The organism is Bradyrhizobium sp. USDA 376, from assembly GCF_054063675.1.
The window spans coordinates 6,290,194-6,313,554 of record NZ_JBSSGN010000001.1; the positions used below are offsets into that span (position 1 = coordinate 6,290,194).

The window sequence follows — 23,361 nt, forward strand, 5'->3', positions numbered from 1 at the left end:
AAGAATTGAAAGTTAGGTCCAATTCGATGTCAAATGCTTGGAGGTTCCCGAGCGTTCACGAGCCGACGGTATAGTCGAGGCTGAGGGATCGGGCGCCGCGTTCAAGCCCACTTTGCTTCCTTGCCTCGCTCGGCCAGGCAGCGTGCAGTTCGTTGCGCATGCGCGTGATCCTTTGAATGGGGGTGCTTTCCGTGCCACCGTCCGCTCCACGACGCTATGCAACTCCGTGTAGGCGCTGTATTTCGGATTGGTGATTTCAGTTTCTCTCGAATGAGACGATTGAGGCGTTTAGTGATTGCAGCTGCGCCAGTTCGTTCGGTCGCGCCGGTCGTTAACGGGGATGACTGGTAGCAGCGACCGCATCGTAGACGGTAGCGTCAGCGCGATCGCTGAACGGATCTCAGGCACCGTGCGCGTGAGCGGCACGCTGGCCTTGGTCAACAGCTGCCACGAGGTTCGCGCCTGGCTACCTGGTGCAGCATGCGCATGAACGCCAGCACAGCGCAGGCGCATATGTGCCGGCTGTAGGATTGAGCATGGTTCGGCGCCGGCTCGCGAAACTTTCCTTTGACCGCTTTGGAATTGAGACCGCCATTCTAGGGGTCTGAGCCCGCGACCCGCTGCCTGTAGATAGGCAAATGCACCGGTCGTTGCCGTTTGTGCTAGATTTCATGCGGGGGCACATTATGCAACAACTGCAAATCAATCTAAACGCCAATGGCGTAGCCGCGCCGGCGCAGCGAGCAGCGTGGCAGTGCAACGAAATCGTGACGTTCTGCCTGCAGTCGGCGGCCGCCAGCGATCTTTCGAAACAGCCCGCGATCGTCACGAACTCGATGGCGTACAAGTTCACGGGGCCCGACATGACCGCGACCGAGCGGTTTGCGCTTTACGAGAACTGGCTGCTGGCCAAAGGTTTTCACGAACTGGCGCGCGGTGTTCGCGAATCGCTCGAGGAAGCCGTTTTCTACATCGAGCTGGTGAAGAACCAGCAAACCCATACGACGTGGGGCGAGTTCCAGGCAAAGGTCGCAGAGATCCGAAAGCGTGCAGGGCGCCTGCCGTTTCCAACCTTGCTCGCTGAGGTCAACGCCGGGCTGACCGCGCCGCTGGCGTTCGCCGATGAATTCGCGTCGTTCCAGAAGGTTCGTAACTGCTTGGAGCACAGGGCGGGCACCGTAGGCGCAGAGGACGTCGATCAAACCGGACACCTGACGCTGACGTTGCCGCGGCTCAAAATGTTCTACGTCAATCCCGCTGGCGATGAAATTGAACTCGCTGCCGGCGTGATTATCGATACGCACGAGCATACCGGCATGGCCGAGATTCTTCTGAAGCGAGAGAACCGCGGTCGATCGTATGCTTTGGGCGCGAAGATCACCTTCGACTCCGCCGAGTTCAGCGAGATCGCGTTCGCCTGCAACATGTTTGCGGGCGACTTGGCGGCGAAGCTGCCGACCTTGGCGCCAGCCGAGGACACCGCCGTCGTGGTACCCTCCATCACAGCCGCCCAGCCGACTTCGCCATGACGATCAACACTGCGGTAAAACCGGCCAAATGCGTAGTCCCGTGGCATGTGCCACGGCGCGGCAAACCGATCCGCTCGGCGCCGCTCAGTTTCGATCTCCGACACACTGAAGCCTGCCGCTAACGACTGCCGCTAATGCCGCTATCGAACCGCGCAAGCTATTGATTTCATTGAATGGCGCTCCCTAGCGGAATCGAACCGCTCTCTCCACCGTGAAAGGGTGGCGTCCTAACCGATAGACGAAGGGAGCAAACGCTAAGCCCCGCCGCTTTGGGCGGCACGGCCGCTGGCCGGTCCGAGTCATCCCGGCGGCTTGCAGCGCGCGAACGTATAGTGGCCTTTGCGGCTGCGGGCAAGCCGTTCGGGAACGCCTTTTGGAACCGGTGGACAGTGCCGCCCCGGGATCATTCGGAGGCGATTTCAACGGTTTCTTAGGGTTCCCTGAGCTAGCGCTGAAGGCGGAGAGTTTTGCCGATGCCACAACCCAAGAAGCGCGCAGCCCGCAAGCTGCTGTCGCGGCACGCCTGGATCACGCTCGAGGGCGGGTTCGCGGCACGGCATTGCCTGGTCCAGGACATCTCCGACACGGGCGCGAAGATCATGATGGACGAGGACGCGAGCCAGCTGCCCGGCGTGATCCGGATGGCCTTCGCGCGCGATGCCCGCACCGGGCGGAGCTGCCAGGTGATCTGGCGCCGCGGCAAGTCGGCCGGCGTCAGGTTCATCTGATCTCACTCGCGCGTGCGCCGGCCGGATGGCGCGCGGCGCCGGTCCGGGCTAGAAGGTCGGCATGCGAGCGCCGCTCCTCATCCTGATCTCGTTGCTCATCACCTCCGCGGCCGCGGCCGAGACGCTGCGCCTTCCGGCATCCGAGCCGCCGCGGGCGGGCAAGGTGTTGCCGCTGAAGGGCGCATCCGCCGCGGCGAAGGCGAATGCCTGCGCATCGTATGGACGTGGCTTCCATCTGGTCGAGGCGACCGGCACCTGCGTGAAGATCGGCGGCGCGATCAGCGTCGACGCCACTGTTGGGCGCTGACGCCCATGCCGCCGGATCTGTTGCGGCTCGATATCATCGTCCCCGTGCTGATGTATTGCGCGCTGCTGTGGTGGGTCGGCCGCGGCATGAGCTGGACGGCAAAGCTTGCCACCGCGGTCGTCACGCTCGTGCTGATCATCTGCGTGGTGCTGGTCGAGCGGCGCTAGGCACGGACGTCAAAACAAAAAAGTTGCGAAAACAACCCCATGCACAGTAGCCGTCAAGTCGCACAGCCACAGTGAAAGTTCGCGCGAGATCGGCGATTTCACGTGCGCGCGTCACGCTTTGAGCCGCGCCGCCGGGTCACGACATCGGCGGTGCGACGAACTGCGCAAATCCGGGCCGTCTGCCGAGCTCGGCGAGCCAGCGCGTCAGGTTCGGCTGCGCCGGCCGGCTGATGCCTTCGACGCCGAGCCAGCGCCGCGCATAGGCGCCGATCGCGATGTCGGCGAGCGTGAACTGGTCGCCCTCCATGAAGCGGCGCGAGGCGAGCAGATTGTCGGCGATCGCCCAGACCTCGGCGGCGGCATCGGCATCGCGCTGCACCTGGATCATGTCGCGCTCGGCGGGCGCCGTGCGCACGATGCCCCAGAACACCGGACGGTCGACCGGCTGCACCGCCGACAGCGTCCAGTCGAGCCAGCGGTCGACGCTGGTGCGCAGCTTCGGCGCCTCCGGATAGATCGGCGTGCCGCGTCCATGCGCGAGGCAGAGATAGCGCATGATGGAATTCGACTCCCACAGCACGAAGTCGCCCTCGACCAGCGTCGGGATCCGCGCATTGGGGTTCATCGCCAGATAGTCGGCCTCGCGGGTCTTGCCGTATTGCATGCCCGCGTCGATGCGCTCGTAAGCGAGGCCAAGCTCGGTGAGGCACCACAGCACCTTCTGCACGTTGACCGAATTGGCGCGGCCCCAGATCGTCAGCTTGGTCTCAGGCATGAAGCTTCTCCCGCGGTGCATCCCGGTGTCGTAGCCCGGATGGAGCGGCTTGTCCGCCGTAGCTCAAAGAGCGAAGGCGGAAGCGCAATCCGGGGTCTGTTCGTGCGGTGAGACTGTCCCGGATTACGCTTCGCTCCATCCGGGCTTCTGTAACGGGCCTTGGTTAGTCAATCCCTTTTTGCGTGATCCGATCGCTGGGCACTTGCTTCTGTACGGGATCGGCGCGGAGGCCGTCGCCTGATGGGGTGCATGAGGAGCCGGCCGGCCAATCTACGGAAGCGTGGTTGTGATCCACTTCCCGGATGGCGGCCTGACCGGATCCATCGTCCCAGCGAAGGGACCTCGCGCGGACGAGCCTGGTGTCGTGGCCCGCCCGGAACCGATCGATACTCCTTAGCTCAGCTTGTCGTGGCTTTGGCCATCGGGTTGAACGGCGTGGCGTCGGCGAGCATGCGATGCAGGATCACCGCGAGTTTGCGCGCGAGCGCCACCTTGGCCTTGCGCATGCCTGCGCGCCGGGCGATCCGCATCGCCCAGCCCTTGAGCGCCGCGCAATTCCTGACCGGCTTGGTCAGCATCACGTGGGCCGCCTGGTAGAGCGCCTCGCGCACGGAGGCATCGCCGATCTTGCTGATGCGGCCGGTGTAGTCGGTTTCCCCCGATTGGTACTTCTTCGGGGTGAGGCCAAAATGCGCCCCCGTCGCCTTCGATGAGCGGAAGCGCTTCGGGTCGTCGACCGCCGAGGCGTAGGTCAGCGCCACGATCGGGCCAACGGACGGCGTCGTCATCAGGAGGCGGGCTTGAGGGTGCGATCTGGCGAGCCTGGCGACCTGCTTGTCCAGGCTGTTGAACTCGCGCCGCAGCACGCCATGAGCTTCGAGCAGCGCCTGCGCCACCACTTCAAGGCCTGGATGGCCTGCAACGAGCTCCCGGATGCGCTCGGCGAAGGTGCGCTCGGTGGTCTTGCCGACCTTCAGCCCAAAGCCGCGAAGCACGCCGCGCAGGCTGTTCTCGATGTCGTGCAGCTTGGATTGCAGCAGCTTGCGGGCCGTCAGAATGGCGCGCGTCTCCTGCGCCGCGACCGACTTGCAATGCACCGGCCGGAACCAGCCGAGCCGCATCAGCTGGGCGATCCCGCGCGCATCGTTGCGGTCCGACTTGACTGGCATCGCCTTGAAGGCATCGCGAACGTGACGCGTCTCCAGAAGCTCAACCGCAAGCCCTGCCTCCCGCAGAGCCGCGTAGAGCCATTGCGACAACGGGCCTGCCTCCAGGCCGATCCGCTCCAGCGGCAAGGCCAGCGACCGGAACCAGGCGATCAGGGCCTCCGGCTCGCTCGCAACCTTCGTCTCGCGCAAAATCTTGCCTGTCCCATCGACAAGGCAGACGCTCGAGCATTCCAATGACACGTCGATTCCTGCATAGTGATACATGGTCGTCCCTTAATGATGCTTGGAGCGGGCTTGCCCGACTCCGTTGAACACCATCAGTTTGAGGGACGACCGCCTTCCAACCAACAGGCCGCTCGCGAGCGCGCTTCCAAATCGCGCCGTAGCGAGCGGGCGGCCGGCCCGTTACCCCATCTACAGTCCGCCACCGTGCGGGTGATAGCGGAATTTCGCCGCGCCAGCGTCGGCGATTGCGCCGAGCCCCTCATGCAAAAAGCTCCGCCCGAGGCGGAGCTCTTCATCGCATACCGAGCCTGACGTCAGTGGCCGAAGAACAGCCACAGCAGGATGATCACCGGGATCGGCACGCCCAGCATCCACAACAAGATTCCGCGTCCCATCGCGTTCTCCTCCAATCGCATCGTTGAGGAGTGAACGCCCCCGGCACGGGCTTGTTCCTGGCGCCAGGCCTTACCAATCAGGCCTACCAATGGCCGGTATTCGGCATCGACAGCCACGGCTCCTGCGGCGGCTTCGGCTCGCCCTTCTGCAACAGCTCGATCGAGTGCAGGTCCGGCGAGCGGACGAAGGCCATGTTGCCGTCGCGCGGCGGACGGTTGATGGTGACGCCGGCCTTCTGCAGCTGCGCGCAGGTCGCGTAGATGTCGTCGACCTCATAGGCGAGATGGCCGAAGAAGCGGTCCTCGCCGTACTTCTCCTCGTCCCAATTGTAGGTGAGCTCGACCAGCGGCGCGCCGCGCGTCTTCGGCTGATCCTTCAGCGCGTCGAGATCGTCCGCCGAGCACAGGAAGAGAAGCGTGAACCGCCCCTTGTCGTTCTCGATCCGCCGCACCTCCTTCAGCCCCAGCGCATCCTGGTAAAACTTCAGCGCGACATCGAGATTGCGCACGCGCAGCATGGTGTGGAGATAACGCATGGTTGTTGCTCCCTTTGATGGACGGAGGGTTTTGCTTTGGGCCGGGACGGCGAGGGTAGGAGATAGCAGGAAACGGGGAGGAGGGGCAGGGGGCGTGAGGCATAGGACGAGAGCGGCGCCCGCTGGAGAGCTATCACAATGATATCCGCCCATAGTTTAAGGTGGGGTCCTTAAACGGTTGCGATTTTGGCGAAGTAGTTTAGAATGAAAGTTTCAATTTAAAGGCGATATTATCATGATTTTGCTAGCAGAAAATTCCGTTGCCCACCTTAGTGCAGTCGCTGACAAACTCGTTGAATTATACGCGCTTGCTCCGACCTTCTTTGCTTGGCTCGTCCCAGCGCTCTTGAGTTTGGTGAGCGCGTTAGTGCTCTTCGCTTATTGGTTGGGTACCAAACTCGAACAGGCAGGAAAAGCGCATCTAGAGAGTGAGAATGAGTTATTGGCGACTCATTTGAAGCTCGTGAAAGAGAAGCACGACCAGGTCACGGGAGAACTCACGACGTTGAAAACGCAAATAGAAGAATTGAAGAGGCGCGATCCAAGAGTTGCCGGTCAGCTTGACGACTCGATTGAGCGCGCCCAATCGGCCAATAGCTCAGTAACAGATACGATTGCTGCGGCGGCGAAATACGTTGTCGGCATACTCGGATGAAGATGAACTACAGTGACAGTGCACTCAACTCAAACGGAATTACGGTGACAGTGCACTCAATTGGCACTGTCCGCCAAGCGTGGACCGCTCTCGCAGAGCCAGCAGGCGGGCGACGGCGAGTGAATTGAACGCACTGTCACCATAATGCGCGTCACCGTAGTGCGAAGATCCATATCTCGCTCACACCGTACGGACGTTCAGCCGCCAGCGCTGTCCATCATGTAGCTTCGAAAATGCAGATCAAGCGCGACAGAGCCCGCAGCAACGAGCAGGACGAGGATACTCGCATATATCAGCGGCTTCCTCACATCTGCACGGAATGACCATGCGCCGAGGCCAAGGAATCCGATCCCGAAGGCGAGGCTGAACCATGTCAGGCAGATGGCCAATTGCTGCTCGGCGCGATCCAGCTGAGACATGAATCCGTCGGGAAATCCCAGCCACGTGACGAACACCGATAGGCGAGCCGAACCTGCGAACATCAGGACTGCGAGTGCGAACGGATAGACATTCTTGCACGCCATGAATTGTCTCGGTTGGGCCGTCTGACTATCATGCCGGTCGCACGGCGCGCAAACCATGCAGCAAGAATTCCGGTGACAGTGCATTCAATTGGCGCTGTCCGCCAAGCGTGGACTGAACCCGCAGGGCCGGCCGGGTGGGCGATGGCGAGTGGCACTGTCACCGTAATTGCCCTTTTGCTTGCGACCTGTGCGCGCGCCGACAATGCGCCCGACTGCCAAAAAAGTACCAAATGCCATATTTCGAAAAATAATAAGTATGCCGCATAATAAATAGGACATCTGCCTGTTCGTAATGCAGTCAGTGCCTACGTTGTGCGTTGCGTCGAGCAGGCGTTTGGGCCGGCGGCCATCTTGGACAAGTCCACCCGTGTCTCGGGCGCCTTCGGCCCGCGGCTCGGGTTCATCGTCATCGTCATCGTCATTTGCATCGTAGCCTGGGCCGTGGTGGCCCTCCAAGCAATCAAGACCTTCGGAGGCCGCTGTTCCTATGAGTTTCTTCGTATTAACCGAAATATTGCCTGGTCCGTCGAGCAAAGCAGTGGCGGGGCTTGATGAGAACGTATTGGGAACATTTTCTCTAGAGTGCTATATGTGGGGATAACGACGGGGTTTAGCGAACGATCGGAGAATCCTGTGTCAGGCATGGGCAAGCGGATTTCGGAAATTTACTCATCGGGTGCCTCTTAAGAGAAGAGTCGCGGCTAAACGCCATGGCCGCATTCCTTGCAGAACTCCTGTTCGATCTCGTCAGAAGCCTCATCGGTAGCTGGCTGAGACAGGCTGCATTGGCCGTTTGTGCGTGGTTGGACACGAAGATTCACGGCCGCACTGCACGCTTTGTCGTGGGCGGCCTGCTCGGGGTCGCCGCCTATTTTCTCATTCCTGTTATCGCCGGGCTGCTGGGTCTCTGATGCCCTCCGTGAAGACAAACCTCTTCATCGCATTGGCCATCGGGGCGTTCGTCTCGGCGGTGCTTCTCGCCATCGAGCCGCTGACCGACTTCGCTTATCTTTCGCTGGAGTGGCCCGGCATCACCGCCGCGTATTTCTTCTGGGGAGCGGTCGGAGGATCCACCTTCGTCGGCATCGCCATTTCCTGGCTCGTGAATGCGCTCACCTATGGTCTGGGTGCTTTCGTCGTTCTCAGCGTCTTGAAGGTGCTGAGGGAGGCATGAAGCGCTGGCTTCAGAGGCTCGGAAGGGTTGCGAGGGTTGCAGCGATTTGCGGCACCGTCGCGTGGCTTGTGCTTTTGACGAGCTCTCCGCAAGCGCCTGATGCCGCACATCCCGAGCGTTACGCGCACCGGCACGACGTCAGGTATGTGAGCGAGGGGACAGAGCTGGCTCTGCGAATTCTGCTCGGCTCATCGTTTACTCTGGCCCTGGTGGCGTTTGGATGTCACTTCGCGACCAGGGACATGCGGGAGTGAATGATCCCGCGCTTTAGCGCCTTGATCCGTCCTTGCCCCGCCGGGCCTCCTCGGACTCGTCCACGAGCACCAAGGCGGCGCCGTCGTAGCTCAGCTTCAAGCCGCGGCCGACGATCCAGATCCATCCCTCGCGGGCGTCCTTCGTCGGCTGGGCGTTGAACTGGTCGGAGATCGATTTGACGGCGGCGTCTTGCGGCCCCGGATTGGTCAGCTCAGCATTGACGCGCCAGATCGGATGCCTGGCGTCGACTTCGTCGCTGGAGATGGTGACCTTGGCGCCATCGACGGCACATTCGAGGGTGAAGGAGTCGCGAAGCTGGCGGCAGCGGTAGCGGCGCTGCGTGATGACCTTGTTGGTCTCCTCCAATGTCATCCCGGGCGAAAAGCCGAGGATGTCGGACTTTTTCAAATTGGCCAGCGACGCGGGTTTCAGAAAGCCCGGCTGAATCGCCACGAGAGCGGCAATGGCAACAACGATCAAGCCGGCGACAACAATGGCAATCTTCATCAGCCCCTCGCGAGAAACATCCGACCATACAACAGCCGGAGTATCCTACCAGCGTGGCGTCATCATTCATGGTTGGTTGTGTTGGCCAACGGGAATAAGAAGCCACGCTTCTGAATGAGGACGTTCGGGCGGACGGACATTCTCCGTGCGGCGTTCGAAACCGCCTTTCACGCGCGCGCTCGCTGATGTATGTTCCATAGCGAGCCGCCAACGAGGTGTGCCGAAACCTCGTCAGTACCTGGCGGCGTTTATGCCCACGGCGGGCAGTGTACTCCATCTATTTCAGAGCCCACCGTCGCGACAATCAGCTCGTCACGATGCGCGTTTTCATTTCAGAACGGAGTAGGCACCATGCATTTCTGTCTCACAGGGCAATACACGCCGCGCTCTCTCAATGCCATTTTGGAAAATCCCACGACCGATCGCCAGGAAGCGGCGAGGAAGCTGATCGAGGCGGCCGGCGGAAAGCTGGTCTCGATGTACAGCGTCGCGGTCGACGGCCCCGGCGTTCTCGTGATCTTCGACGTGCCGGATCCCAGTGCGGCGCCGGCCATCTCCGGCCTCACCGTCACCGCGGGCACCTTGCAGAACGTGAAACTGATGCGCCTGTACACGCAGGACGAGGAGCTATGGCGGAATCTGGGTGATGACGGTGTGAGGAAGGCGGCGTATCGAGGCGGGTGACGAGCCTGCCAGAACCTCTCGAGGAGAGCGATACGCCATGACCGAGACTACCAATGTTCTTGCTTTCCGTCAGCCGTCCGCGGTTGATGATCCACTGACCGATATCGTTCGAGCCGGCGCGCGGGACCTGCTTGCCAGGGCGATCGAGATCGAGGTTGGCGCGTTTCTGGCCAGCACGGCCAATCTGACGCTGCCCGACGGTCGAGCGCGCCTGGTCCGACATGGGCACGGTCCGGTGCGCGAGATTGCGACCGGCATCGGTCCGGTGGAGGTCGCTCGTCCCAAGGTCCGCGACCGCGGAGCGAGCGGGCCAGGCGACCGCCTCCGCTTCAGTTCGGCAATCCTGCCGCTATGGGCGCGGCGGACGAAGAGCCTGGATGCCTTGATCCCGGTCCTCTATTTGCGCGGCATCTCGACCGGCGACTTCCAGGAGGCGCTCTCGGCGCTGCTCGGCAAGGATGCGCCGAACCTGTCGCCTTCGGTGATCGCCGGCCTGAAGGCCGATTGGCAGGTCGAGTACGAACGCTGGCAGAGACGCGATCTGTCGGCGCGTCGCTATGTCTACATCTGGGCCGATGGCGTGTACCTGCAGGCCCGCATGGAAGATCACAGCGAATGCATGCTGGTGCTGATTGGCACCACGCCGGAAGGCAAGAAGGAGCTGATCGGCTTCCAGGTCGGCGTGCGCGAGAGCGCGCAGAGCTGGCGCGAACTCCTGATCGACCTGCGGCAACGCGGGTTACGGATTGCCCCGCAACTCGCCATCGGCGACGGCGCCCTCGGCTTCTGGAAGGCACTGGACGAGGCCTTTCCCGGCACGCGGCACCAACGATGCTGGTGCCATAAAGTGAGCAACGTACTCGACAAGGTCGCCAAATCCGTGCAGGGCCCCATGAAGAACGACCTGCGGAACATCTATCTGGCCCCACACCGGGCCGAAGCTGAAACCGCGATCGACGTCTTCGTCGAGAAATACCACGTCAAATACGGACGTGCGGTGGAGTGCCTGATCAAGGATCGCCATGCGCTGCTCGCCTTCTTCGACTTCCCTGCTGAGCACTGGATCCACCTACGCAGCTCGAACCCGATCGAGAGCGTCTTCGCCACGGTGCGCCACCGAACGGTGCGGACCAAGGGATCGCTGTCGCAACAAACTGCGAAGCTGATGGTGTTCAAGCTCATCGACGCCGCATCGAAGACCTGGCGGCGATTGAAGAGCACGAACCAGTTGCCGAAAGTCATCGCCGGTGTAAAGTTCATCGACGGAATCGAAGTCATTCCGAACACTGAAAGCCACGCCGCCTGATCAGGCCGCGTCACCCAAAATCAGCCATAGCTCCAGGACGAGATCAAGCAGGTGCGGCAGAACGCGGCCAAGCTGCGCTCGTCCTACAGCCCGCCCGGCAGCTGATCGTTCGAACTGCCCTCCACACCATGCGAGGCCGCCGACCGTCGCGTTACGCGGCGGTCTCGCGAACTCATTCTCAGGTCTGCCTCGATCCGCTCCACGTGCCTGGGCGCGCTAGCTGTGGAGCCTCAAGAGGTTGTCCTCGGTCAAACCGAGCCTGCTGATCGGCGTTTGAGATTTTATACCACCGTGGGGCCGGTGCCAGTTGTATTGGTGCAGCCAGAACGGCAGCTCTTGGGCGCGCCGATCTGATGTTGGATAGGCTTTGGCATAAGCCCATTCGCGAAGCGCGGTTTGGATGAAGCGCTCGGCCTTGCCGTTTGTTCTGGGTGTATAGGGCTTGGTGCGAATATGCTTGATGCCGAGGTCCCGGCAAGCGTCGCGGAAGGCGAAGGACTGGTAGCAACTGCCATTGTCGGTCATGACGCGCGTGACGGTGACGCCGAGGCTTTTGTAATAAGCCACAGCCGCCTTGAGAAAAGGAACAGCACTGTCCGCGGTCTCGTCGGGCTTGATCTCGGAGAACGCGACGCGGGAATGGTCGTCAATGCAGACGTGGACGAAATCCCAACCAGCGCCACGGCTCTTGTTCGGACCACTCGGATCGCCGGTGATGCGGTGGCCCACACGCTCGAAACGCCCGAGCTTTTTGATGTCGATGTGGAGCATCTCGCCGGGCGTCTCGCGCTCATAGCGGCGCTCCGGTTCGGCCGGCTCCAGGTCGCGTATCCGGTTTAATCCCAAACGGCGCAGGATGCGGCTGACGGTGGCCGGTGACACCTCGACCTCGGCAGCGATCTGTTTGCCGGTGTGGCGCTGCCGGCGCAACGCCTCCACAGCGGTGCACGTGGCGACCGGGGTTTGGCTTGGCGATGAAAGGGGCCTGGAGGAGCGATCACGCAATCCCTCCACACCTTCCGCGCGGAACCGCTTGACCCATTTGGCGACCGTCTTCGGCGTCGTATTGAACAGGTCGGCCGCGCCAGCTTGGCTCAGCCCGCCTTGCACCACGCTTCGGACCATCGCCTCTCGACCTTTGGGCGTCAAAGGCGCATTCTTGTGCACGTTCATCTGGTCTCTCCTTGGAACACTGAAGCTTCGCAACCTCAGCTTCCTCGGTTCAGACCAGATGGACAACCTCCTGAGAGACCACAGCTAGCGCGCGCCGCGACTACGCGGCAATCCGTTGTGCGACGGGGGTCGTCAGGTACTTGAGCGCTTTCGCATGCTCGAGATCGGGCACCGCGATGGCCGTGTGGCTGTAGATCGCATGGGTCCGCGATGTCGCGATCCTGTCCAGGATCTCCTTGCCCTTGATGACGTGCAGGCCCATTCCTTCCGCGGACGGGAAGATCGCCAGCACCACGTCATAAGCCGCAATCACGGCTCTCAGCGCCTCGGCCTTGTCTTCGGCGACATCGACAAAAACGCGAACATCGGCTGCGAGTTCACGTAGCTCGTTAAAATCCAGCACTGTGAGGATACTCCAACGCAACGATACCTGACGGAAGCTTGAATGCGTTGGGTTACTGAAGTGTCAACAACATGCCTCTCATCACAAGTTTAACGGTGAGGTGACTCCTTGGATTGCGCCGGGACCGGGCATCGAAGAGGGCTGTCGCATATGAAGAAGGGGGCGGATAGCTCGCCCGCAGCCTATCCTTCGAGACGCCCGCCGATGGCGGGCCCTCAGGATGAGGGCGGAGTGCGCGGCAGCAATTTCAACGGGGCCGATGCTGCTTAGCCCTCATCCTGAGGAGACCGCTGGAAGCGGTCGTCTCGAAGGACGAGGCGCTTGCTCAGGTCGCTACCAGTCATCTGTGATAACCACGGTCGCTGCCAGCCGGCGCGTCGTCTATGTCGCCGCGCGCCAGCGCATCGGCAGCATGCCGTTCTCTCTGAAGCTGCCGAGGAAGGCGAAGCGATCGGCTTGCGGATTGGGGCCGGCCTCAATCGTCATGCCCAGGATCTGCACGATGTCTGCCTCGTCATAGGCCGGCCATGCCGGCAGCCCGGGTCCGTTGGGATTGCCGCGTGTGGCAAAATTGACCCAATAGCTCATCATCGTCTGTGACAGCGCGCGGTCGGCCGGCGCCGGCGGCGCCGTGCTGCCGACGATCTGCTGCGGTGTCAGGGTGCCGAACACGAAGGGGATCTCGGTGACGTGCGAGGCGATCGGCGTATAGGGCGAGGTGTAATTGAAGTGGTAGCCGTAAGTCGGCGCGCCACGGCTGGCGCGATGCAGCCGCAGCCATTGCCAGCACTGCTCGCCGATCACCATGTCGCCCGTGAGCGCGGCGGCGGACGCCTTGGCTTGTGCGTCGGTATCGGCGGGATAGAGCCTTAGAAACTCCGCAAGACGGGCCTTGCCGAACGTCGCTTCGGCCGAGTTGCGAAAGGCGTGCGCGGATTGCGCAGGGAGAGATCGCGCCATGAACGGGAATGCCTCCGCGCCGTTCCAGCCGGCCAGCAGCGGGATGTGCATCTGTGCAGCCTGCAGGAAGCGCCGCGCGGGCACATCCGGTATCACATGGCGATCGATGCTCGGCGAGAATGCTTCGGCGACGTGATCGCGCTGAAAACTCCAGGGCGCGGCGGCGATCAACTGTTCGGCGGGCAGGGTGCGCAACGCTGCGATCGACGCATTGCCTTGCCGGCGCGCGAAAGCAAGGCCGCGCGCGCGGGCTTCGTCGAAACTCTGCAGCGGCCCATGGCGGCCATCCCAGAACGCGCCGCTCTGGCCGATGGCCTTGTGGAAGAGGCCACGGGCGAGCGGCGAGGCCATCAAAATGCCGACGGCCATGGCGCCGGCGGATTCGCCGAACAAGGTGACGTTGTCAGGATCGCCGCCGAACGCAGCGATGTTGGCCTTGACCCAGCGCAGCGCCGCGAGCTGGTCCTGCAGGCCGTAATTGCCTGATGGCGCGTCCGCATCGAGATCGGGATGGGCGAGGAAGCCGAAGACGCCGAGGCGATAATTGAAGCTGACGACGACGACGCCCTTGGCCGCCAGCAGGCGGCCGTCGGTGGCGGGATTGGCCGAGGAGCCGAATTGAAAACCGCCGCCGTGGATCCATGCCATCACCGGTCGCTTCTCGTCCGCCGCCGTCGCGGCGGTCCAGACATTGAGCGTGAGGCAGTCTTCGCTGCGCGGGCCCGGACGAGGATCATTCTCGAGCGACGAGAGACTTCCCGCGCCGAAGCTGATCGCGTCGCGCACACCGTGCCCGGGCAATTGCGGCTGCGGTGCGTGCCAGCGCAGCAGGCCGACCGGTGGCGCGGCGTAAGGGATACCCTTGAACGCCAGCACGCCGTTTGCGTCGCGTTCCCGGCCACGCACCTGGCCGGCCGGTGTGCGAACCAGCGGGCCCAGTTGGGCAGCTCCTGGGCTGGTGAGGGCGTGCAAGGTCGCATCTCCTGTGTGGGGCGACCTCGGATTTATCGGCTTTCCGGCTGGATGAATTTGCGTATTATTGCAATTGATCGTCAAAAACCGTCAATCATGCGACAGCCTCTCCGTTATCCCTGGCTCGACCTCGATGTGGACGACCGGTCCGCGCCGGTCATTGCCGTGCGGGTCGATGCGGACGGGACGCAAGGCGAGGTGCCTGACCACAACCATCGCAAGGGACAGCTGGTGGTCTCACTCGGCGGCGGCGTCACCTGCCGCGTTCCTGATGGCCTGTGGATGGTGCCGCCGCATTGCGCGGTCTGGATCCCCAGCGGCATGGCGCACAGCAATCGCGCCACCGCCAATGCGCGGCTGTTCTTCGTCTACATCGAGGCGGAGCTGGTCGATCTGCCGGACCGCTGCTGCACCATTTCGATTTCACCCTTGCTGCGTGAGTTGATCGTTGAGTTGTCTGACGGCACGCAGCATGACGAGGCGAGGCGGGAGCGCCTGATCGGCGTGCTACTCGGTGAATTGCCGCGCATGCCGGTACAGCAGCTGCATCTGCCGCTCCCGGACGAGCCGCGGTTGAAGCGGATCGCCACTGCGCTCGCGGACAATCCCGCAGACCGTCGCACACTTTCGGAATGGGCGGACCAGCTTGCGCTCAGCGAGAGCAGTCTTGCGCGTCTCGTGGCGAAGGAGACAGGCCTCACCTTCGGACGCTGGCGCCAGCAACTGCATCTCGTCGTCGCGATCCGCGAGCTCGCCGCAGGCGCGAGCGTGCAGCAGGTCTCGGCCGCGCTCGGTTATGAATCGGTCACGGCCTTCATCACGATGTTCAGGAAAGCGCTGGGAAAGCCGCCGGCGGCGTATATCAACAGTGTCGCGCGCGCGAAAAAAGTGACGGGATTCACCTGAAACTGCGGCTTGCGTTTTCGGGCTCGATAGGTTCTAAGCCCGGTGACTTCCTGACCGCCGGCATGACCACGAAGCGCGCTGCGCGGTTTTGTCATGTGCCCGGCAAGTGACCTCGCAGCTCACGCCCACCCAATTCAGAAGGATTCCAGACATGGCGAAGATGACCAAGACTCAATTGATCGACGCGATTGCCGAGGGCACGCAGCTCTCCAAGAACGACGTGAAGTCGGTCATCGAGTACATGGCCACCGTCGGCTACAAGGAGCTCAACGAGTCCGGCGAGTTCGTTATTCCCGGTTTCGTGAAGATGTCGGTCGTGAACAAGCCGGCGACCGAAGCGCGGATGGGCATCAATCCCTTCACCAAGGAGCCGATGCAGTTTGCGGCCAAGCCGGCGAGCAAGTCGGTCAAGGCCTCGCCGCTGAAGGTGGCCAAGGACGCCGTCTGATCCGGCGCTCGCGCACAGCCTTGCGTGCCGGACGAAACGGCACGCGGGCCGGCGCGTCTGTCCCTTCGAAAAGCGAAAACCCCGCCTTGGGGGGAGCGAGGCTTTCTCATGGGGGGGAAGCCTGGGGGAAGCTTCAAATAGTTAGACGCGCGGGCCTTGCCAAAGGTTCACGGTCTGACGAAGCGAGAGTGCTCGGCGAAAAAGAAAAACCCCGCGCGATGCGCGCGGGGTTTTCCAAACTGACGGCGTTGGGATTTCAGCGCCTGGCCGTCAGTCCTACCTCGAACTTAAGGTTGAAAATCCAAAAAGCAACAGCGCCGCGGTGACGGAGTATCTTCGTCAGGCGGCGCTGCGATGTTGACTGGGCGCTGAAATCCCCAGCCTTCGTGTGTCTCCGCAGCGCCCGGAAGGTTCAAAAGAATTGCACGGGAAATCTCGCGGAGGGCTGGACTGTACGTTCTCTTTTTGTTCTAGTGGGTCACCTTGGAGGTGACTCATGACCGTCGAAAAGCAACGCGAAGTGATCCGGCTCTGGAACGAGCTCAGGAAGGTCGAAGGCCCCGCCGCGGAAGAGCTCCGCATCCAGATCCTCGAATGCTTTTCCGATAGGGGCAAAGGCAAGCGAGCGGCCTGAAGCGCGTTCGGCGGGATCGACGCGCGTGCGTTGAGTTTTGATCGCAAGGCCGGGCGCGGGCTAGGCGCGGTGCGTCCGTGTGCTCGCCGGTCGCTTAGGAACCATCATCCTGCACCAGCGTTCGCGCACCATGACATGCCCGCGATGCGCCAGGCCGATGACGGCGAGCTCGGCCAACAGCTTTCGATGCGAACCCTGCCGCGAGATCGTCATCGTGTTTGCAGTCGTCTCGCAATTCGTGCCGCCGAAATCATCCAGCGCCGATGCAGCGGCGCCGCGCGGCTTCATCGATCGTTAGGAAACGCTCCGCGCTGATTTTTCCGACTCCGATTCGTTCCTCGAGAACGAAATGGAGTCGGATGCAGAACAAGTCGCGGCTGTGCGAATCCCGGTGCGAAAGCCAAGGCCGGCCGTCGGTGCTGCATGTGGCGCCGCGAACGCGAATGGGTCGCCGCGACCGGCATTGGCGCGCGTGATCCACACCTCCTGTTAAGAGTTGCTTCGCGCCGATTTCTTCGATTCCGATTCGTTCTTTCCAGAACGAAATGGAGTCGAAGCTGGAACAAAGCCGGACGTGAATGCGGTTGACCTTCGCTCGAGGACCGGCCGCTGCTTCCGTCGAGCCTCGAAGAGCGGCGCAACAGCGCCCAGCGCAATTCCCTAACGAAAGCTTGTGCGCAAGCGGATAACCCTATTCGGTTAGGTTAAAAGCCCAATCGCGTTGCGATTGCTGCTGCTTGGAGTAGGTGTTCTTGCAAGGACAAGAACGACTTTGCCAAGAAGCAGCTTTTGACATGACACCTTTTTCAGAACCGTCCTTTTATCAAGGCGACCGGCACACCTATCGGCGGGTCGCCATCGTCGGCTCGCTGTTCTGCCTCGCTTTCGTGGTGATCAGCTTCTCGCTGCGGCCGCAAGCCCAGGAAAACCGCGACGACATCCGCGTCGCGGTCAAGGCCGACAGGCTGGTGCGCACGGCGGGCCAGGCGCCGCGCGCCAATTAACGCTCATCGGTGTGGATCGGGTCGGTCGCCGACGCTTCGCCGCGCGAAGCGCCGCGGGTCGCAAGCGCCACGAAGCCGGCGAAGCCGGACAGGTTGAGCAGAACTTCGAGCCAGGCGGGCATGTCGGGCCTCGCTTTTCGTGAGGACAACCTCAACGTGCGAAAGGGGCGGTTGTTCCGCGCGCGCGAAAAAAATCCGGCTAGAGCCGGGAGGAGGGGTCGAGCCGCCGGCCGAGAGTCGCGACGGATTCGGATGAGGGCCGACCCTTGAGGAACTCGGCGATGGCCCGCGCGAGCTCGCCGTCGCTCATCGGCGTCGGCGGCGGGCGCAGCGTGCCGACACCGAAATTGCGCACGATCTGCTCATAGTGCCGATCATCGGATCTGGGAACGAGCCTGCGGATACGGGCCAGCAAAGCGGATATGGGCAATCCTTCCTCCTCGGTATCCGCCCCGCTGGCAGCCATTATCGTCTGGCTGCCATTTGCTCCCGTGGAACTGAAAACCCCGCCAGCATCGCGGAGGATACTGACGGGGCTTCCGTGCTTTTGCCTCTACCGGATAGCGGAGGCTCTGCACTTGCAGATTTAATTCCAGCGGGGAGATTTCGTTCCGCCTGTATCGGTATTTTTTGACAGCCCTGGGTTCCGCCTGCACGCAACCATCGCAGGCAGCCTGCGTTGTGCTTCCTGTTGCGAAGGAGGAGATCATGAAGAAGACACTGGCAGTTCTCGCCACCGTCGCAGCCGTCGGCGTGACCGCGGTCGCGGCGCCTGCGCCGGCCGAGGCACGCGGACGCGGCATCGGGCCGGGCCTCGCATTCGGCCTTGCCGCCGGCGCGATCACCGCGGGCGCGGTCGCCGCGTCGCATCCGTACGGCTATTACGGTCCGGGCTACGGCTACTATGGCGGGCCGAGCTATTATTACGGACCGGGCCCGTACGCCTATGACGGCGGACCGTACTACCGGCGCCACTACTATCGCCACTGGTAAAGGTTCAATAATGCGAAAAGCCCGGAGCGGTGCTCCGGGCTTTTTTCATGCGTATTGATCAGGTGTGTCTTACGGCCAGAGCGACGGCCGTTCCACCTTGCGGGCATTCTCGAGCGTCGACACGAAATATTCTTCGCGTTCGCGTTTGAACTTCTCCTGGGTGGCACGGAAGGCGGCGACACGGGCGGCAATCTCTTCGCGTTCGCGGATCTTGCGTTGTTCGTCTTCGGTCATGTCCATCCCCTCTGTTCGCAATTGGACTTCATCTATGGGACTCCGTCAAAATGTGTACTCAAGCGCTGCCGCCGCATCGCTCGCTGAGTCGCATTCAACACATGCATTGGCGCTTCTGATTGGGGCGTCAATGGGGAGGCGGCATTGCAGGATTGTGATAAGCGATGGGCGGAAAAAATTGCCGAGCGCGTTTCTCGCCGCACGTCCCTCCACGCGTTTGTTCGCTGTTGATAAGAGCGTCAACAATCTTGTCGCTTGGCTGCGCGCAGCCAGCGCACGGCAGCCAGACGCGCCGAATCTGCAGCAGGGTAGGGGGCGCGCCTGACGAGACGACGGCAACGTCCGGCGCGGGCCATGCTATAGAGCCACGCACGAAAGTCAGGATGGCTGGCCCATGATTGCATCAGATCTTCGCAGCGGCGTCGAACGTCTTGGCGACCTGATCGCCGAGGCCAGGACCATCGTGCCGTTCACCGGCGCCGGCATCTCGACCGAATGCGGTATCCCCGACTTCCGCTCGCCGGGCGGAATTTGGACGCGCTACCGTCCGATCGAATTCGGCGAGTTTGTCGCAAGCCAGGAGGCGCGCGACGAATCCTGGCGCCGCCGCTTCGCGATGGAGGAGGTTTTTGCCGCGGCAAAGCCCGGCCGCGGCCATCGCGCGCTCGCCGCACTCTACCGTGCCGGCAAGGTTCCCGCGGTCATCACCCAGAACATCGACAATCTGCACCAGGCCTCGGGCTTCGCCGGCGAGCACGTGATTGAACTTCACGGAAATACCACCTATGCGCGCTGCATCGGATGTGGGCAGTCCTATCAGCTCGACTGGGTGAAGCGACGATTCGACGAGGAAGACGCCGCACCCAACTGTACCGTGTGCGACGAGCCGGTGAAGACGGCCACGATCTCGTTCGGCCAGATGATGCCCGAGGATGAAATGCAGCGCGCAACCGAGCTGTCGCAACATTGCGACCTCTTCATCGCGATCGGTTCCTCGCTCGTCGTATGGCCGGCGGCCGGCTTTCCGATGATGGCGAAGAACTCCGGTGCACGTTTGGTGATCATCAATCGCGAGCCGACCGAGCAGGACGACATTGCCGATCTCGTCATCCGCCACGACATCGGCGAAACCCTCGGGCCCTTCGTCGGTAATTGAGGCGTTAGTTTGATTCGCGGCTGTGCAAGCTGTTCATAGGTTCCGGCGAATCTCTTTTTTGTCTATGCGTCGCAACCGGGAGTGTTATCTTTTGAGTCGAAAGATTCGCGTCGCGTCGAATTGAGAACATTCTCTTAAGACGCGTGATTCGGGCGCCGCCAATGTGGCGGGTTGCATGACAGTGTGGGGTCCGGGGTTATGGGGTCGTCGGACGGATTTGAGTCGAAGAAGCTTGGAGTTCCCGGGCAGGGCACTGCGCCAGGGCGGTTGACGCCGGGCGAGCATGGCGGCGCTGGCCGCGACAGTGCACTCAGTCCCTTCACCGGACTGGGTGAGGCCAGCGCCAATCTCGTCGAGGTGACCGGCGTCATCAAATGGTTCGACGCCTCAAAAGGCTACGGCTTCATCGTTCCCGACAATGGCTGGCCCGACGTCCTCCTGCACGTTACGGTGCTCAGGCGCGACGGCTTCCAGACCGCCTATGAGGGCGCACGCATCGTCGTGGAGTGCATCCAGCGCGCCAAGGGCTACCAGGCATTCCGCGTGGTCTCGATGGACGAGTCGACCGCGATCCATCCGGCGCAGATGCTGCCGCCGCGCACCCATGTCACGGTCACGCCGACCAGCGGGCTGGAGCGGGCCCAGGTCAAATGGTTCAACCGGCTGCGCGGCTTCGGCTTCCTGACCTGCGGCGAGGGCACGCCCGACATCTTCGTGCACATGGAGACGCTGCGTCGCTTCGGCATGACCGAATTGCGCCCCGGCCAATATGTGCTGGTCCGCTTTGGGCCCGGCTCCAAGGGCATGATGGCGGCCGAGATCCATCCCGAGACCGGATCGCCGGGCTTGCAGTCGCACTAGCGCGGCACCAATTCCCGCAATCGTGAGCAGAGGCGCGCTGGCAGGCCGGCGCGCCTCTGGCTTTTCCGGCGGTCGCCGCGTAGGACTGTTCCGTTCCCACGCCTCGAGTGCCATCTCCCATGCGTTCTGCCATGAATTTCAATCGACGGCCGTCCCTGTTCCTGGCCTGGAGCTGGCTTGCCGTCGTCCTCGTCATCGCCGGTTTTGCCGTCGCGAGTGCGCCCGCCGGCGCCGCGAGCTTCCAGCCGCTCGAGATCGTCACGAAGAACGGCGTGCAGGTGTTCTCGGTGGAGATGGCTACGACGGAAGAGGAGAAGCAGACCGGCCTGATGTACCGCAAGGAGCTGGCCGACGGCAAAGGCATGCTGTTCGACTTCAATCCCGAGCAGGAAATCTCGATGTGGATGAAGAACACCTATGTCTCGCTCGACATGATCTTCATCCGCGCCGACGGCCGCATCCTGCGGATTGCGGAAAACACCGAGCCGCTGTCGACCAAGATCATCTCCTCGCGGGGCCCCGCGCGGGCGGTTCTGGAGGTGGTGGCGGGAACGGCGCAGAAATACGGCATCCGCCCCGGCGACCGTGTCGGCCACCCGCTGTTCGGCAGCAAATAGGGTCGCCTGGCAGGGGCGTTGCCAGCCTTGCTGGCGCCGGTTTGTAAGCTTGCTGGCGCCTTTGGAAGCGTGTATCGACGGGGCTCGCCGGACATTCGGGGTATAGCGCAGCCTGGTAGCGCGGCAGTTTTGGGTACTGCAGGTCGTTGGTTCGAATCCAGCTGCCCCGACCAGTCCCGGTGTCGATGCCAAGTTAAGGGCCTTCGCGGCCCAACGCCGCCTCAGAACAGCAGCCAATCGGCGAGGCGCCAGGCGATCCAGCCAAGGGTGCAGATCCAGCCCAGCATGACGATCCCCGCGACACCAAGCCCGCAGAGCGCGAACAGTGAGCTTCCGCTCTCCGGTGCCTCGGAGAGTTTCTCGGTCGTATCGATCTGGCTCACGGCGCCCCCTTGCCTTGCGGCCTTCTCTTCATTGGTCTCTGCTCGGTCGAAGAAATTCACCGGCCGCGCTCCAGCTCACACGGACGTGAGACGAGATGACTGTCCATCCATGACGGCGCGCGCGCTGATCGCGGACGGCACGGATGGTCCGAATGGGAAGAAGCTGCAACGCACGGAACCGCGTTTGGTTGCTGCTGTCGGATCCGGAAAAGTGCGTCCCGGGCGGAATTTTTCGCAGGCCAGCGCCTGTTTCGTCCGCCCGCTGCGTTGAACGTGAGGATCGGCTACGCAGCCGAAGCTGCGCCCGAGGTCTCTTTCAGGTGAGGTTTTCATGTCGATCAGCGCCATTGCATCATCCAGCGCGGCGGTGACGGCGACCCCGTCGACCGCCACGGCGTCATCCTCCGCGGCATCTTCGACATCGGGGGCTTCGACGAGTTCGGCGACGTCATCGACGTCGGCGACATCGTCGTCGCAATCGGCGGGCGGAAGCTCGGAATCTGGAGGCAGTGGCGGCTCGGCCAAGACCATCGTCAGCGAGGTGTCGATCACCATCGACGGAGTGACCACCACCACGATCACCTATTCCGACGGCACGACGGAGGTCGAGACCTCCGCGAGCGCGCAAGCTGGTCAAAGCGGTCAGTCCGGACAGACCTACAACGCGCAAGGCGCACTCGGCGCCAATGCCCAGAACGCATCCGGCAGCACGTCCAGCGCCAGTGCTGCGGTTTAGCCCACGTTGACCGCCGAGGCAGGGCAGGCGGCGCTCGCGCCAAGCATGTCCGACGCCGGCCAAAGCCTTGGCGCTCATTGTCCGCGTGACACGACTTCCGCGCGATTTTTCAAGGTATTGGCGCCCGGCCACGGGGCGTAGAATTGCCAAAGATTCATCGAACCTTTGGCTGGCGCCACAGACATAAGGGTGTTGGGGATTTCAGCGCCCAATGCCTAAACGGACGCCGCCAAGCGATGATATTCCGCTTGTGCGGCGTTGCGCTTTTCAGACCCAATCAGTTCGACGCGTGCCAGCCGGGCGGAAACGGCACGAAAGGCCAGACCATCTGATTGTCGTTGGCGGGCTTGGGCGGCTCCTGAACCGACGTCCGGAGCAATGGGGCAGGCGGCACCGATCGCACCGCCAGGCGCAAACATACACACTGCAAGTTCATTGCGATCGACCCAAGCCAGTAAGTCATTTTTCAAATGCAATGTCAGTTCAAAATCACCGCGCGTCCAAAACGGCACGCTCATCTCAAATCGCGCATGCATTCTAGAAAAGCCGGCGCCGGCTTTCAACCGGTTCGGCCATCCGTTCGCGGCAGGTAAGGTTGATCGGTTAGGTTAAGGGCGAGCGGTTGTTGCGGCCGTTTCGGGGAGCGTTATCAGATCAGTCCCGGCTCGCGATGGGCTGCCTGAAATCCGTGCTCACACAAGATCACAGTTCGTCGCGGCGCGCGCATCTTGTGAGTTCTGCGTCATGTCTTTCGATCGCAACTTGAAAACCGTCAGTACGCAGTCGAGCTGGACCGAAATCTGGCACCTCTGGACCGTGATCGTGCCACGCCGCTCGATCAACGGGCAGCTCGTTTACGGCAAGGTCTGGCGCCGGCACGACGGCCGCGACTGGATCTACAAGAAATTCACCGAGTTCGACGGCGAAGAGGCGGCATAGCAGCCG

General features: G+C 62.3%; 36 protein-coding genes and 2 tRNA genes. 21 read left to right on the forward strand and 17 right to left on the reverse strand.

All coding sequences use genetic code 11. The features are described 5' to 3' along the window. The first annotated feature begins 686 nt into the window (after positions 1–686). Positions 687–1,529 carry a hypothetical protein gene (locus ACVJ19_RS29150; RefSeq protein ID WP_453952635.1) on the forward strand — a complete coding sequence of 281 codons (843 nt, stop codon included), beginning with the start codon at positions 687–689 and terminating at the stop codon, positions 1,527–1,529. A gap of 174 nt (positions 1,530–1,703) precedes the next feature. On the opposite strand, the gene ACVJ19_RS29155 is transcribed toward ACVJ19_RS29150, so the two are convergent. After that, positions 1,704–1,778: transfer RNA gene (locus ACVJ19_RS29155), tRNA-Glu, on the reverse strand. Between the two features lie 224 nt (positions 1,779–2,002). Between ACVJ19_RS29155 and ACVJ19_RS29160 the strand changes: the two genes are divergently transcribed. The 3 genes from ACVJ19_RS29160 (at position 2,003) to ACVJ19_RS29170 (ending at position 2,731) form a co-directional block, all read left to right on the forward strand. Next, positions 2,003–2,257, forward strand: coding sequence for a PilZ domain-containing protein (locus tag ACVJ19_RS29160; RefSeq protein ID WP_453952636.1), 255 nt, complete (start codon positions 2,003–2,005; stop codon positions 2,255–2,257). A gap of 61 nt (positions 2,258–2,318) precedes the next feature. Beyond that, complete coding sequence (locus ACVJ19_RS29165) at positions 2,319–2,564, forward strand: hypothetical protein (protein ID WP_453952637.1); 246 nt, start codon at positions 2,319–2,321, stop codon at positions 2,562–2,564. A 5-nt stretch (positions 2,565–2,569) separates the two neighbouring features. Then, entirely contained in the window at positions 2,570–2,731 is a 162-nt protein-coding gene (locus ACVJ19_RS29170) for a hypothetical protein (protein ID WP_453952638.1), read from the forward strand. Positions 2,732–2,867: 136 nt separating this feature from the next. Here ACVJ19_RS29170 and ACVJ19_RS29175 read toward each other — a convergent pair whose 3' ends face one another. From ACVJ19_RS29175 to ACVJ19_RS29190, 4 genes are all read right to left on the reverse strand, one after another. Next, a complete protein-coding gene (locus tag ACVJ19_RS29175; RefSeq protein ID WP_453952639.1) occupies positions 2,868–3,506 on the reverse strand; it encodes a glutathione S-transferase family protein in 639 nt (212 codons plus the stop codon). Between the two features lie 398 nt (positions 3,507–3,904). Next, positions 3,905–4,939, reverse strand: coding sequence for an IS110 family RNA-guided transposase (locus tag ACVJ19_RS29180; RefSeq protein WP_453948252.1), 1,035 nt, complete (start codon positions 4,937–4,939; stop codon positions 3,905–3,907). 275 nt (positions 4,940–5,214) lie between these two features. After that, positions 5,215–5,412 carry a hypothetical protein gene (locus ACVJ19_RS29185; protein ID WP_453952641.1) on the reverse strand — a complete coding sequence of 66 codons (198 nt, stop codon included), beginning with the start codon at positions 5,410–5,412 and terminating at the stop codon, positions 5,215–5,217. Then, positions 5,379–5,831: a VOC family protein gene (locus ACVJ19_RS29190; protein WP_453952643.1), complete on the reverse strand. Its 453-nt coding sequence runs from the start codon at positions 5,829–5,831 to the stop codon at positions 5,379–5,381. Before ACVJ19_RS29190 ends, ACVJ19_RS29185 begins: the two co-directional genes overlap by 34 nt. A gap of 235 nt (positions 5,832–6,066) precedes the next feature. On the opposite strand from ACVJ19_RS29190, the gene ACVJ19_RS29195 reads away from it, so the two are divergent. Beyond that, a complete protein-coding gene (locus ACVJ19_RS29195) occupies positions 6,067–6,486 on the forward strand; it encodes a hypothetical protein (RefSeq protein ID WP_453952644.1) in 420 nt (139 codons plus the stop codon). Positions 6,487–6,683: 197 nt separating this feature from the next. Here ACVJ19_RS29195 and ACVJ19_RS29200 read toward each other — a convergent pair whose 3' ends face one another. Then, on the reverse strand, positions 6,684–6,968 hold the full coding sequence (locus ACVJ19_RS29200; RefSeq protein WP_456739461.1) for a hypothetical protein: 285 nt from the start codon (positions 6,966–6,968) through the stop codon (positions 6,684–6,686). Between the two features lie 393 nt (positions 6,969–7,361). On the opposite strand from ACVJ19_RS29200, the gene ACVJ19_RS29205 reads away from it, so the two are divergent. The 3 genes from ACVJ19_RS29205 to ACVJ19_RS29215 all read left to right on the forward strand — a co-directional run bounded on the left by ACVJ19_RS29205 (position 7,362) and on the right by ACVJ19_RS29215 (position 8,184). Continuing rightward, positions 7,362–7,562 carry a hypothetical protein gene (locus tag ACVJ19_RS29205; protein WP_453952645.1) on the forward strand — a complete coding sequence of 67 codons (201 nt, stop codon included), beginning with the start codon at positions 7,362–7,364 and terminating at the stop codon, positions 7,560–7,562. A gap of 158 nt (positions 7,563–7,720) precedes the next feature. Further along, a complete protein-coding gene (locus ACVJ19_RS29210; protein WP_453952646.1) occupies positions 7,721–7,921 on the forward strand; it encodes a hypothetical protein in 201 nt (66 codons plus the stop codon). Beyond that, positions 7,921–8,184 (forward strand): hypothetical protein, encoded by a 264-nt coding sequence (locus ACVJ19_RS29215; RefSeq protein WP_453952647.1) that lies wholly within the window; start codon positions 7,921–7,923, stop codon positions 8,182–8,184. Before ACVJ19_RS29210 ends, ACVJ19_RS29215 begins: the two co-directional genes overlap by 1 nt. 267 nt (positions 8,185–8,451) lie before the next feature. On the opposite strand, the gene ACVJ19_RS29220 is transcribed toward ACVJ19_RS29215, so the two are convergent. Further along, positions 8,452–8,946 carry a hypothetical protein gene (locus ACVJ19_RS29220; protein WP_453952648.1) on the reverse strand — a complete coding sequence of 165 codons (495 nt, stop codon included), beginning with the start codon at positions 8,944–8,946 and terminating at the stop codon, positions 8,452–8,454. 351 nt (positions 8,947–9,297) lie between these two features. On the opposite strand from ACVJ19_RS29220, the gene ACVJ19_RS29225 reads away from it, so the two are divergent. Together ACVJ19_RS29225 and ACVJ19_RS29230 are read left to right on the forward strand one after the other, a co-directional pair. After that, positions 9,298–9,630, forward strand: coding sequence for a GYD domain-containing protein (locus tag ACVJ19_RS29225; protein ID WP_453952649.1), 333 nt, complete (start codon positions 9,298–9,300; stop codon positions 9,628–9,630). A 37-nt stretch (positions 9,631–9,667) separates the two neighbouring features. Next, positions 9,668–10,936, forward strand: coding sequence for an IS256 family transposase (locus ACVJ19_RS29230; RefSeq protein ID WP_038952271.1), 1,269 nt, complete (start codon positions 9,668–9,670; stop codon positions 10,934–10,936). Between the two features lie 216 nt (positions 10,937–11,152). Here ACVJ19_RS29230 and ACVJ19_RS29235 read toward each other — a convergent pair whose 3' ends face one another. The 3 genes from ACVJ19_RS29235 to ACVJ19_RS29245 form a co-directional block, all read right to left on the reverse strand. Next, positions 11,153–12,109, reverse strand: coding sequence for an IS481 family transposase (locus ACVJ19_RS29235; RefSeq protein WP_453951623.1), 957 nt, complete (start codon positions 12,107–12,109; stop codon positions 11,153–11,155). A 100-nt stretch (positions 12,110–12,209) separates the two neighbouring features. Beyond that, the gene (locus ACVJ19_RS29240) at positions 12,210–12,512 is read right to left on the reverse strand and encodes a hypothetical protein (RefSeq protein WP_453952650.1); all 303 of its coding nucleotides are present in this window, start codon (positions 12,510–12,512) and stop codon (positions 12,210–12,212) included. A 381-nt stretch (positions 12,513–12,893) separates the two neighbouring features. Next, positions 12,894–14,444, reverse strand: coding sequence for a carboxylesterase/lipase family protein (locus ACVJ19_RS29245; RefSeq protein ID WP_453952651.1), 1,551 nt, complete (start codon positions 14,442–14,444; stop codon positions 12,894–12,896). 96 nt (positions 14,445–14,540) lie between these two features. On the opposite strand from ACVJ19_RS29245, the gene ACVJ19_RS29250 reads away from it, so the two are divergent. The 3 genes from ACVJ19_RS29250 (at position 14,541) to ACVJ19_RS29260 (ending at position 16,432) form a co-directional block, all read left to right on the forward strand. Beyond that, a complete protein-coding gene (locus tag ACVJ19_RS29250) occupies positions 14,541–15,350 on the forward strand; it encodes an AraC family transcriptional regulator (protein WP_453952652.1) in 810 nt (269 codons plus the stop codon). A 151-nt stretch (positions 15,351–15,501) separates the two neighbouring features. Continuing rightward, entirely contained in the window at positions 15,502–15,798 is a 297-nt protein-coding gene (locus tag ACVJ19_RS29255; RefSeq protein WP_008558895.1) for an HU family DNA-binding protein, read from the forward strand. A gap of 496 nt (positions 15,799–16,294) precedes the next feature. Next, a complete protein-coding gene (locus ACVJ19_RS29260) occupies positions 16,295–16,432 on the forward strand; it encodes a hypothetical protein (RefSeq protein WP_453952653.1) in 138 nt (45 codons plus the stop codon). 60 nt (positions 16,433–16,492) lie between these two features. Here ACVJ19_RS29260 and ACVJ19_RS29265 read toward each other — a convergent pair whose 3' ends face one another. Further along, entirely contained in the window at positions 16,493–16,720 is a 228-nt protein-coding gene (locus tag ACVJ19_RS29265; protein WP_453952654.1) for a hypothetical protein, read from the reverse strand. 506 nt (positions 16,721–17,226) lie between these two features. Here ACVJ19_RS29265 and ACVJ19_RS29270 point away from each other — a divergent pair. Beyond that, positions 17,227–17,436 carry a hypothetical protein gene (locus tag ACVJ19_RS29270; protein ID WP_453952655.1) on the forward strand — a complete coding sequence of 70 codons (210 nt, stop codon included), beginning with the start codon at positions 17,227–17,229 and terminating at the stop codon, positions 17,434–17,436. On the opposite strand, the gene ACVJ19_RS29275 is transcribed toward ACVJ19_RS29270, so the two are convergent. Further along, positions 17,433–17,558, reverse strand: coding sequence for a hypothetical protein (locus tag ACVJ19_RS29275; RefSeq protein WP_453952656.1), 126 nt, complete (start codon positions 17,556–17,558; stop codon positions 17,433–17,435). The two genes, ACVJ19_RS29270 and ACVJ19_RS29275, sit on opposite strands and share 4 nt — an antisense overlap. 77 nt (positions 17,559–17,635) lie before the next feature. After that, positions 17,636–17,866 carry a hypothetical protein gene (locus tag ACVJ19_RS29280; RefSeq protein WP_453952657.1) on the reverse strand — a complete coding sequence of 77 codons (231 nt, stop codon included), beginning with the start codon at positions 17,864–17,866 and terminating at the stop codon, positions 17,636–17,638. Between the two features lie 278 nt (positions 17,867–18,144). Between ACVJ19_RS29280 and ACVJ19_RS29285 the strand changes: the two genes are divergently transcribed. Beyond that, positions 18,145–18,429, forward strand: coding sequence for a hypothetical protein (locus ACVJ19_RS29285; protein ID WP_453952658.1), 285 nt, complete (start codon positions 18,145–18,147; stop codon positions 18,427–18,429). Positions 18,430–18,498: 69 nt separating this feature from the next. Here ACVJ19_RS29285 and ACVJ19_RS29290 read toward each other — a convergent pair whose 3' ends face one another. Then, positions 18,499–18,663 carry a hypothetical protein gene (locus ACVJ19_RS29290; RefSeq protein ID WP_164933808.1) on the reverse strand — a complete coding sequence of 55 codons (165 nt, stop codon included), beginning with the start codon at positions 18,661–18,663 and terminating at the stop codon, positions 18,499–18,501. Between the two features lie 394 nt (positions 18,664–19,057). On the opposite strand from ACVJ19_RS29290, the gene ACVJ19_RS29295 reads away from it, so the two are divergent. The 4 genes from ACVJ19_RS29295 (at position 19,058) to ACVJ19_RS29310 (ending at position 21,470) form a co-directional block, all read left to right on the forward strand. Then, a complete protein-coding gene (locus ACVJ19_RS29295; protein ID WP_453952659.1) occupies positions 19,058–19,819 on the forward strand; it encodes an SIR2 family NAD-dependent protein deacylase in 762 nt (253 codons plus the stop codon). Positions 19,820–20,017: 198 nt separating this feature from the next. Then, on the forward strand, positions 20,018–20,680 hold the full coding sequence (locus tag ACVJ19_RS29300) for a cold-shock protein (RefSeq protein ID WP_453952660.1): 663 nt from the start codon (positions 20,018–20,020) through the stop codon (positions 20,678–20,680). A gap of 131 nt (positions 20,681–20,811) precedes the next feature. Beyond that, positions 20,812–21,297: a DUF192 domain-containing protein gene (locus tag ACVJ19_RS29305; protein ID WP_453952661.1), complete on the forward strand. Its 486-nt coding sequence runs from the start codon at positions 20,812–20,814 to the stop codon at positions 21,295–21,297. A 96-nt stretch (positions 21,298–21,393) separates the two neighbouring features. Continuing rightward, a tRNA-Pro gene (locus ACVJ19_RS29310) sits at positions 21,394–21,470 on the forward strand. Positions 21,471–21,518: 48 nt separating this feature from the next. On the opposite strand, the gene ACVJ19_RS29315 is transcribed toward ACVJ19_RS29310, so the two are convergent. Together ACVJ19_RS29315 and ACVJ19_RS29320 are read right to left on the reverse strand one after the other, a co-directional pair. Beyond that, positions 21,519–21,740, reverse strand: a complete 222-nt coding sequence (locus ACVJ19_RS29315; protein WP_453952662.1) for an RNA-binding protein — start codon at positions 21,738–21,740, stop codon at positions 21,519–21,521. A gap of 15 nt (positions 21,741–21,755) precedes the next feature. Next, the gene (locus ACVJ19_RS29320; protein ID WP_453952663.1) at positions 21,756–22,235 is read right to left on the reverse strand and encodes a hypothetical protein; all 480 of its coding nucleotides are present in this window, start codon (positions 22,233–22,235) and stop codon (positions 21,756–21,758) included. On the opposite strand from ACVJ19_RS29320, the gene ACVJ19_RS29325 reads away from it, so the two are divergent. Continuing rightward, a complete protein-coding gene (locus ACVJ19_RS29325; protein WP_453952664.1) occupies positions 22,222–22,416 on the forward strand; it encodes a hypothetical protein in 195 nt (64 codons plus the stop codon). The genes ACVJ19_RS29320 and ACVJ19_RS29325 overlap by 14 nt on opposite strands. A 215-nt stretch (positions 22,417–22,631) precedes the next feature. Here the strand turns inward: ACVJ19_RS29325 and ACVJ19_RS29330 are convergent, their stop codons facing one another. Continuing rightward, entirely contained in the window at positions 22,632–22,934 is a 303-nt protein-coding gene (locus ACVJ19_RS29330; RefSeq protein ID WP_453952665.1) for a hypothetical protein, read from the reverse strand. Positions 22,935–23,160: 226 nt separating this feature from the next. Between ACVJ19_RS29330 and ACVJ19_RS29335 the strand changes: the two genes are divergently transcribed. Further along, positions 23,161–23,355, forward strand: coding sequence for a hypothetical protein (locus ACVJ19_RS29335; RefSeq protein WP_211408071.1), 195 nt, complete (start codon positions 23,161–23,163; stop codon positions 23,353–23,355). Positions 23,356–23,361: the final 6 nt, after the last annotated feature.

Coding starts and splice junctions, on each gene's coding strand:
- ACVJ19_RS29150 (WP_453952635.1), top strand. CDS start 687: ATGCAACAACTGCAAATCAATCTAAACGCCAATGGCGTAGCCGCGCCG.
- ACVJ19_RS29160 (WP_453952636.1), top strand. CDS start 2,003: ATGCCACAACCCAAGAAGCGCGCAGCCCGCAAGCTGCTGTCGCGGCAC.
- ACVJ19_RS29165 (WP_453952637.1), top strand. CDS start 2,319: ATGCGAGCGCCGCTCCTCATCCTGATCTCGTTGCTCATCACCTCCGCG.
- ACVJ19_RS29170 (WP_453952638.1), top strand. CDS start 2,570: ATGCCGCCGGATCTGTTGCGGCTCGATATCATCGTCCCCGTGCTGATG.
- ACVJ19_RS29175 (WP_453952639.1), bottom strand. CDS start 3,506: ATGCCTGAGACCAAGCTGACGATCTGGGGCCGCGCCAATTCGGTCAAC.
- ACVJ19_RS29180 (WP_453948252.1), bottom strand. CDS start 4,939: ATGTATCACTATGCAGGAATCGACGTGTCATTGGAATGCTCGAGCGTC.
- ACVJ19_RS29190 (WP_453952643.1), bottom strand. CDS start 5,831: ATGCGTTATCTCCACACCATGCTGCGCGTGCGCAATCTCGATGTCGCG.
- ACVJ19_RS29195 (WP_453952644.1), top strand. CDS start 6,067: ATGATTTTGCTAGCAGAAAATTCCGTTGCCCACCTTAGTGCAGTCGCT.
- ACVJ19_RS29200 (WP_456739461.1), bottom strand. CDS start 6,968: ATGTTCGCAGGTTCGGCTCGCCTATCGGTGTTCGTCACGTGGCTGGGA.
- ACVJ19_RS29210 (WP_453952646.1), top strand. CDS start 7,721: ATGGCCGCATTCCTTGCAGAACTCCTGTTCGATCTCGTCAGAAGCCTC.
- ACVJ19_RS29215 (WP_453952647.1), top strand. CDS start 7,921: ATGCCCTCCGTGAAGACAAACCTCTTCATCGCATTGGCCATCGGGGCG.
- ACVJ19_RS29220 (WP_453952648.1), bottom strand. CDS start 8,946: ATGAAGATTGCCATTGTTGTCGCCGGCTTGATCGTTGTTGCCATTGCC.
- ACVJ19_RS29225 (WP_453952649.1), top strand. CDS start 9,298: ATGCATTTCTGTCTCACAGGGCAATACACGCCGCGCTCTCTCAATGCC.
- ACVJ19_RS29230 (WP_038952271.1), top strand. CDS start 9,668: ATGACCGAGACTACCAATGTTCTTGCTTTCCGTCAGCCGTCCGCGGTT.
- ACVJ19_RS29235 (WP_453951623.1), bottom strand. CDS start 12,109: ATGAACGTGCACAAGAATGCGCCTTTGACGCCCAAAGGTCGAGAGGCG.
- ACVJ19_RS29250 (WP_453952652.1), top strand. CDS start 14,541: ATGCGACAGCCTCTCCGTTATCCCTGGCTCGACCTCGATGTGGACGAC.
- ACVJ19_RS29255 (WP_008558895.1), top strand. CDS start 15,502: ATGGCGAAGATGACCAAGACTCAATTGATCGACGCGATTGCCGAGGGC.
- ACVJ19_RS29260 (WP_453952653.1), top strand. CDS start 16,295: ATGACCGTCGAAAAGCAACGCGAAGTGATCCGGCTCTGGAACGAGCTC.
- ACVJ19_RS29265 (WP_453952654.1), bottom strand. CDS start 16,720: ATGAAGCCGCGCGGCGCCGCTGCATCGGCGCTGGATGATTTCGGCGGC.
- ACVJ19_RS29270 (WP_453952655.1), top strand. CDS start 17,227: ATGACACCTTTTTCAGAACCGTCCTTTTATCAAGGCGACCGGCACACC.
- ACVJ19_RS29275 (WP_453952656.1), bottom strand. CDS start 17,558: ATGCCCGCCTGGCTCGAAGTTCTGCTCAACCTGTCCGGCTTCGCCGGC.
- ACVJ19_RS29285 (WP_453952658.1), top strand. CDS start 18,145: ATGAAGAAGACACTGGCAGTTCTCGCCACCGTCGCAGCCGTCGGCGTG.
- ACVJ19_RS29290 (WP_164933808.1), bottom strand. CDS start 18,663: ATGACCGAAGACGAACAACGCAAGATCCGCGAACGCGAAGAGATTGCC.
- ACVJ19_RS29295 (WP_453952659.1), top strand. CDS start 19,058: ATGATTGCATCAGATCTTCGCAGCGGCGTCGAACGTCTTGGCGACCTG.
- ACVJ19_RS29300 (WP_453952660.1), top strand. CDS start 20,018: ATGGGGTCGTCGGACGGATTTGAGTCGAAGAAGCTTGGAGTTCCCGGG.
- ACVJ19_RS29305 (WP_453952661.1), top strand. CDS start 20,812: ATGAATTTCAATCGACGGCCGTCCCTGTTCCTGGCCTGGAGCTGGCTT.
- ACVJ19_RS29320 (WP_453952663.1), bottom strand. CDS start 22,235: ATGGTGATCGACACCTCGCTGACGATGGTCTTGGCCGAGCCGCCACTG.
- ACVJ19_RS29330 (WP_453952665.1), bottom strand. CDS start 22,934: ATGAGCGTGCCGTTTTGGACGCGCGGTGATTTTGAACTGACATTGCAT.
- ACVJ19_RS29335 (WP_211408071.1), top strand. CDS start 23,161: ATGTCTTTCGATCGCAACTTGAAAACCGTCAGTACGCAGTCGAGCTGG.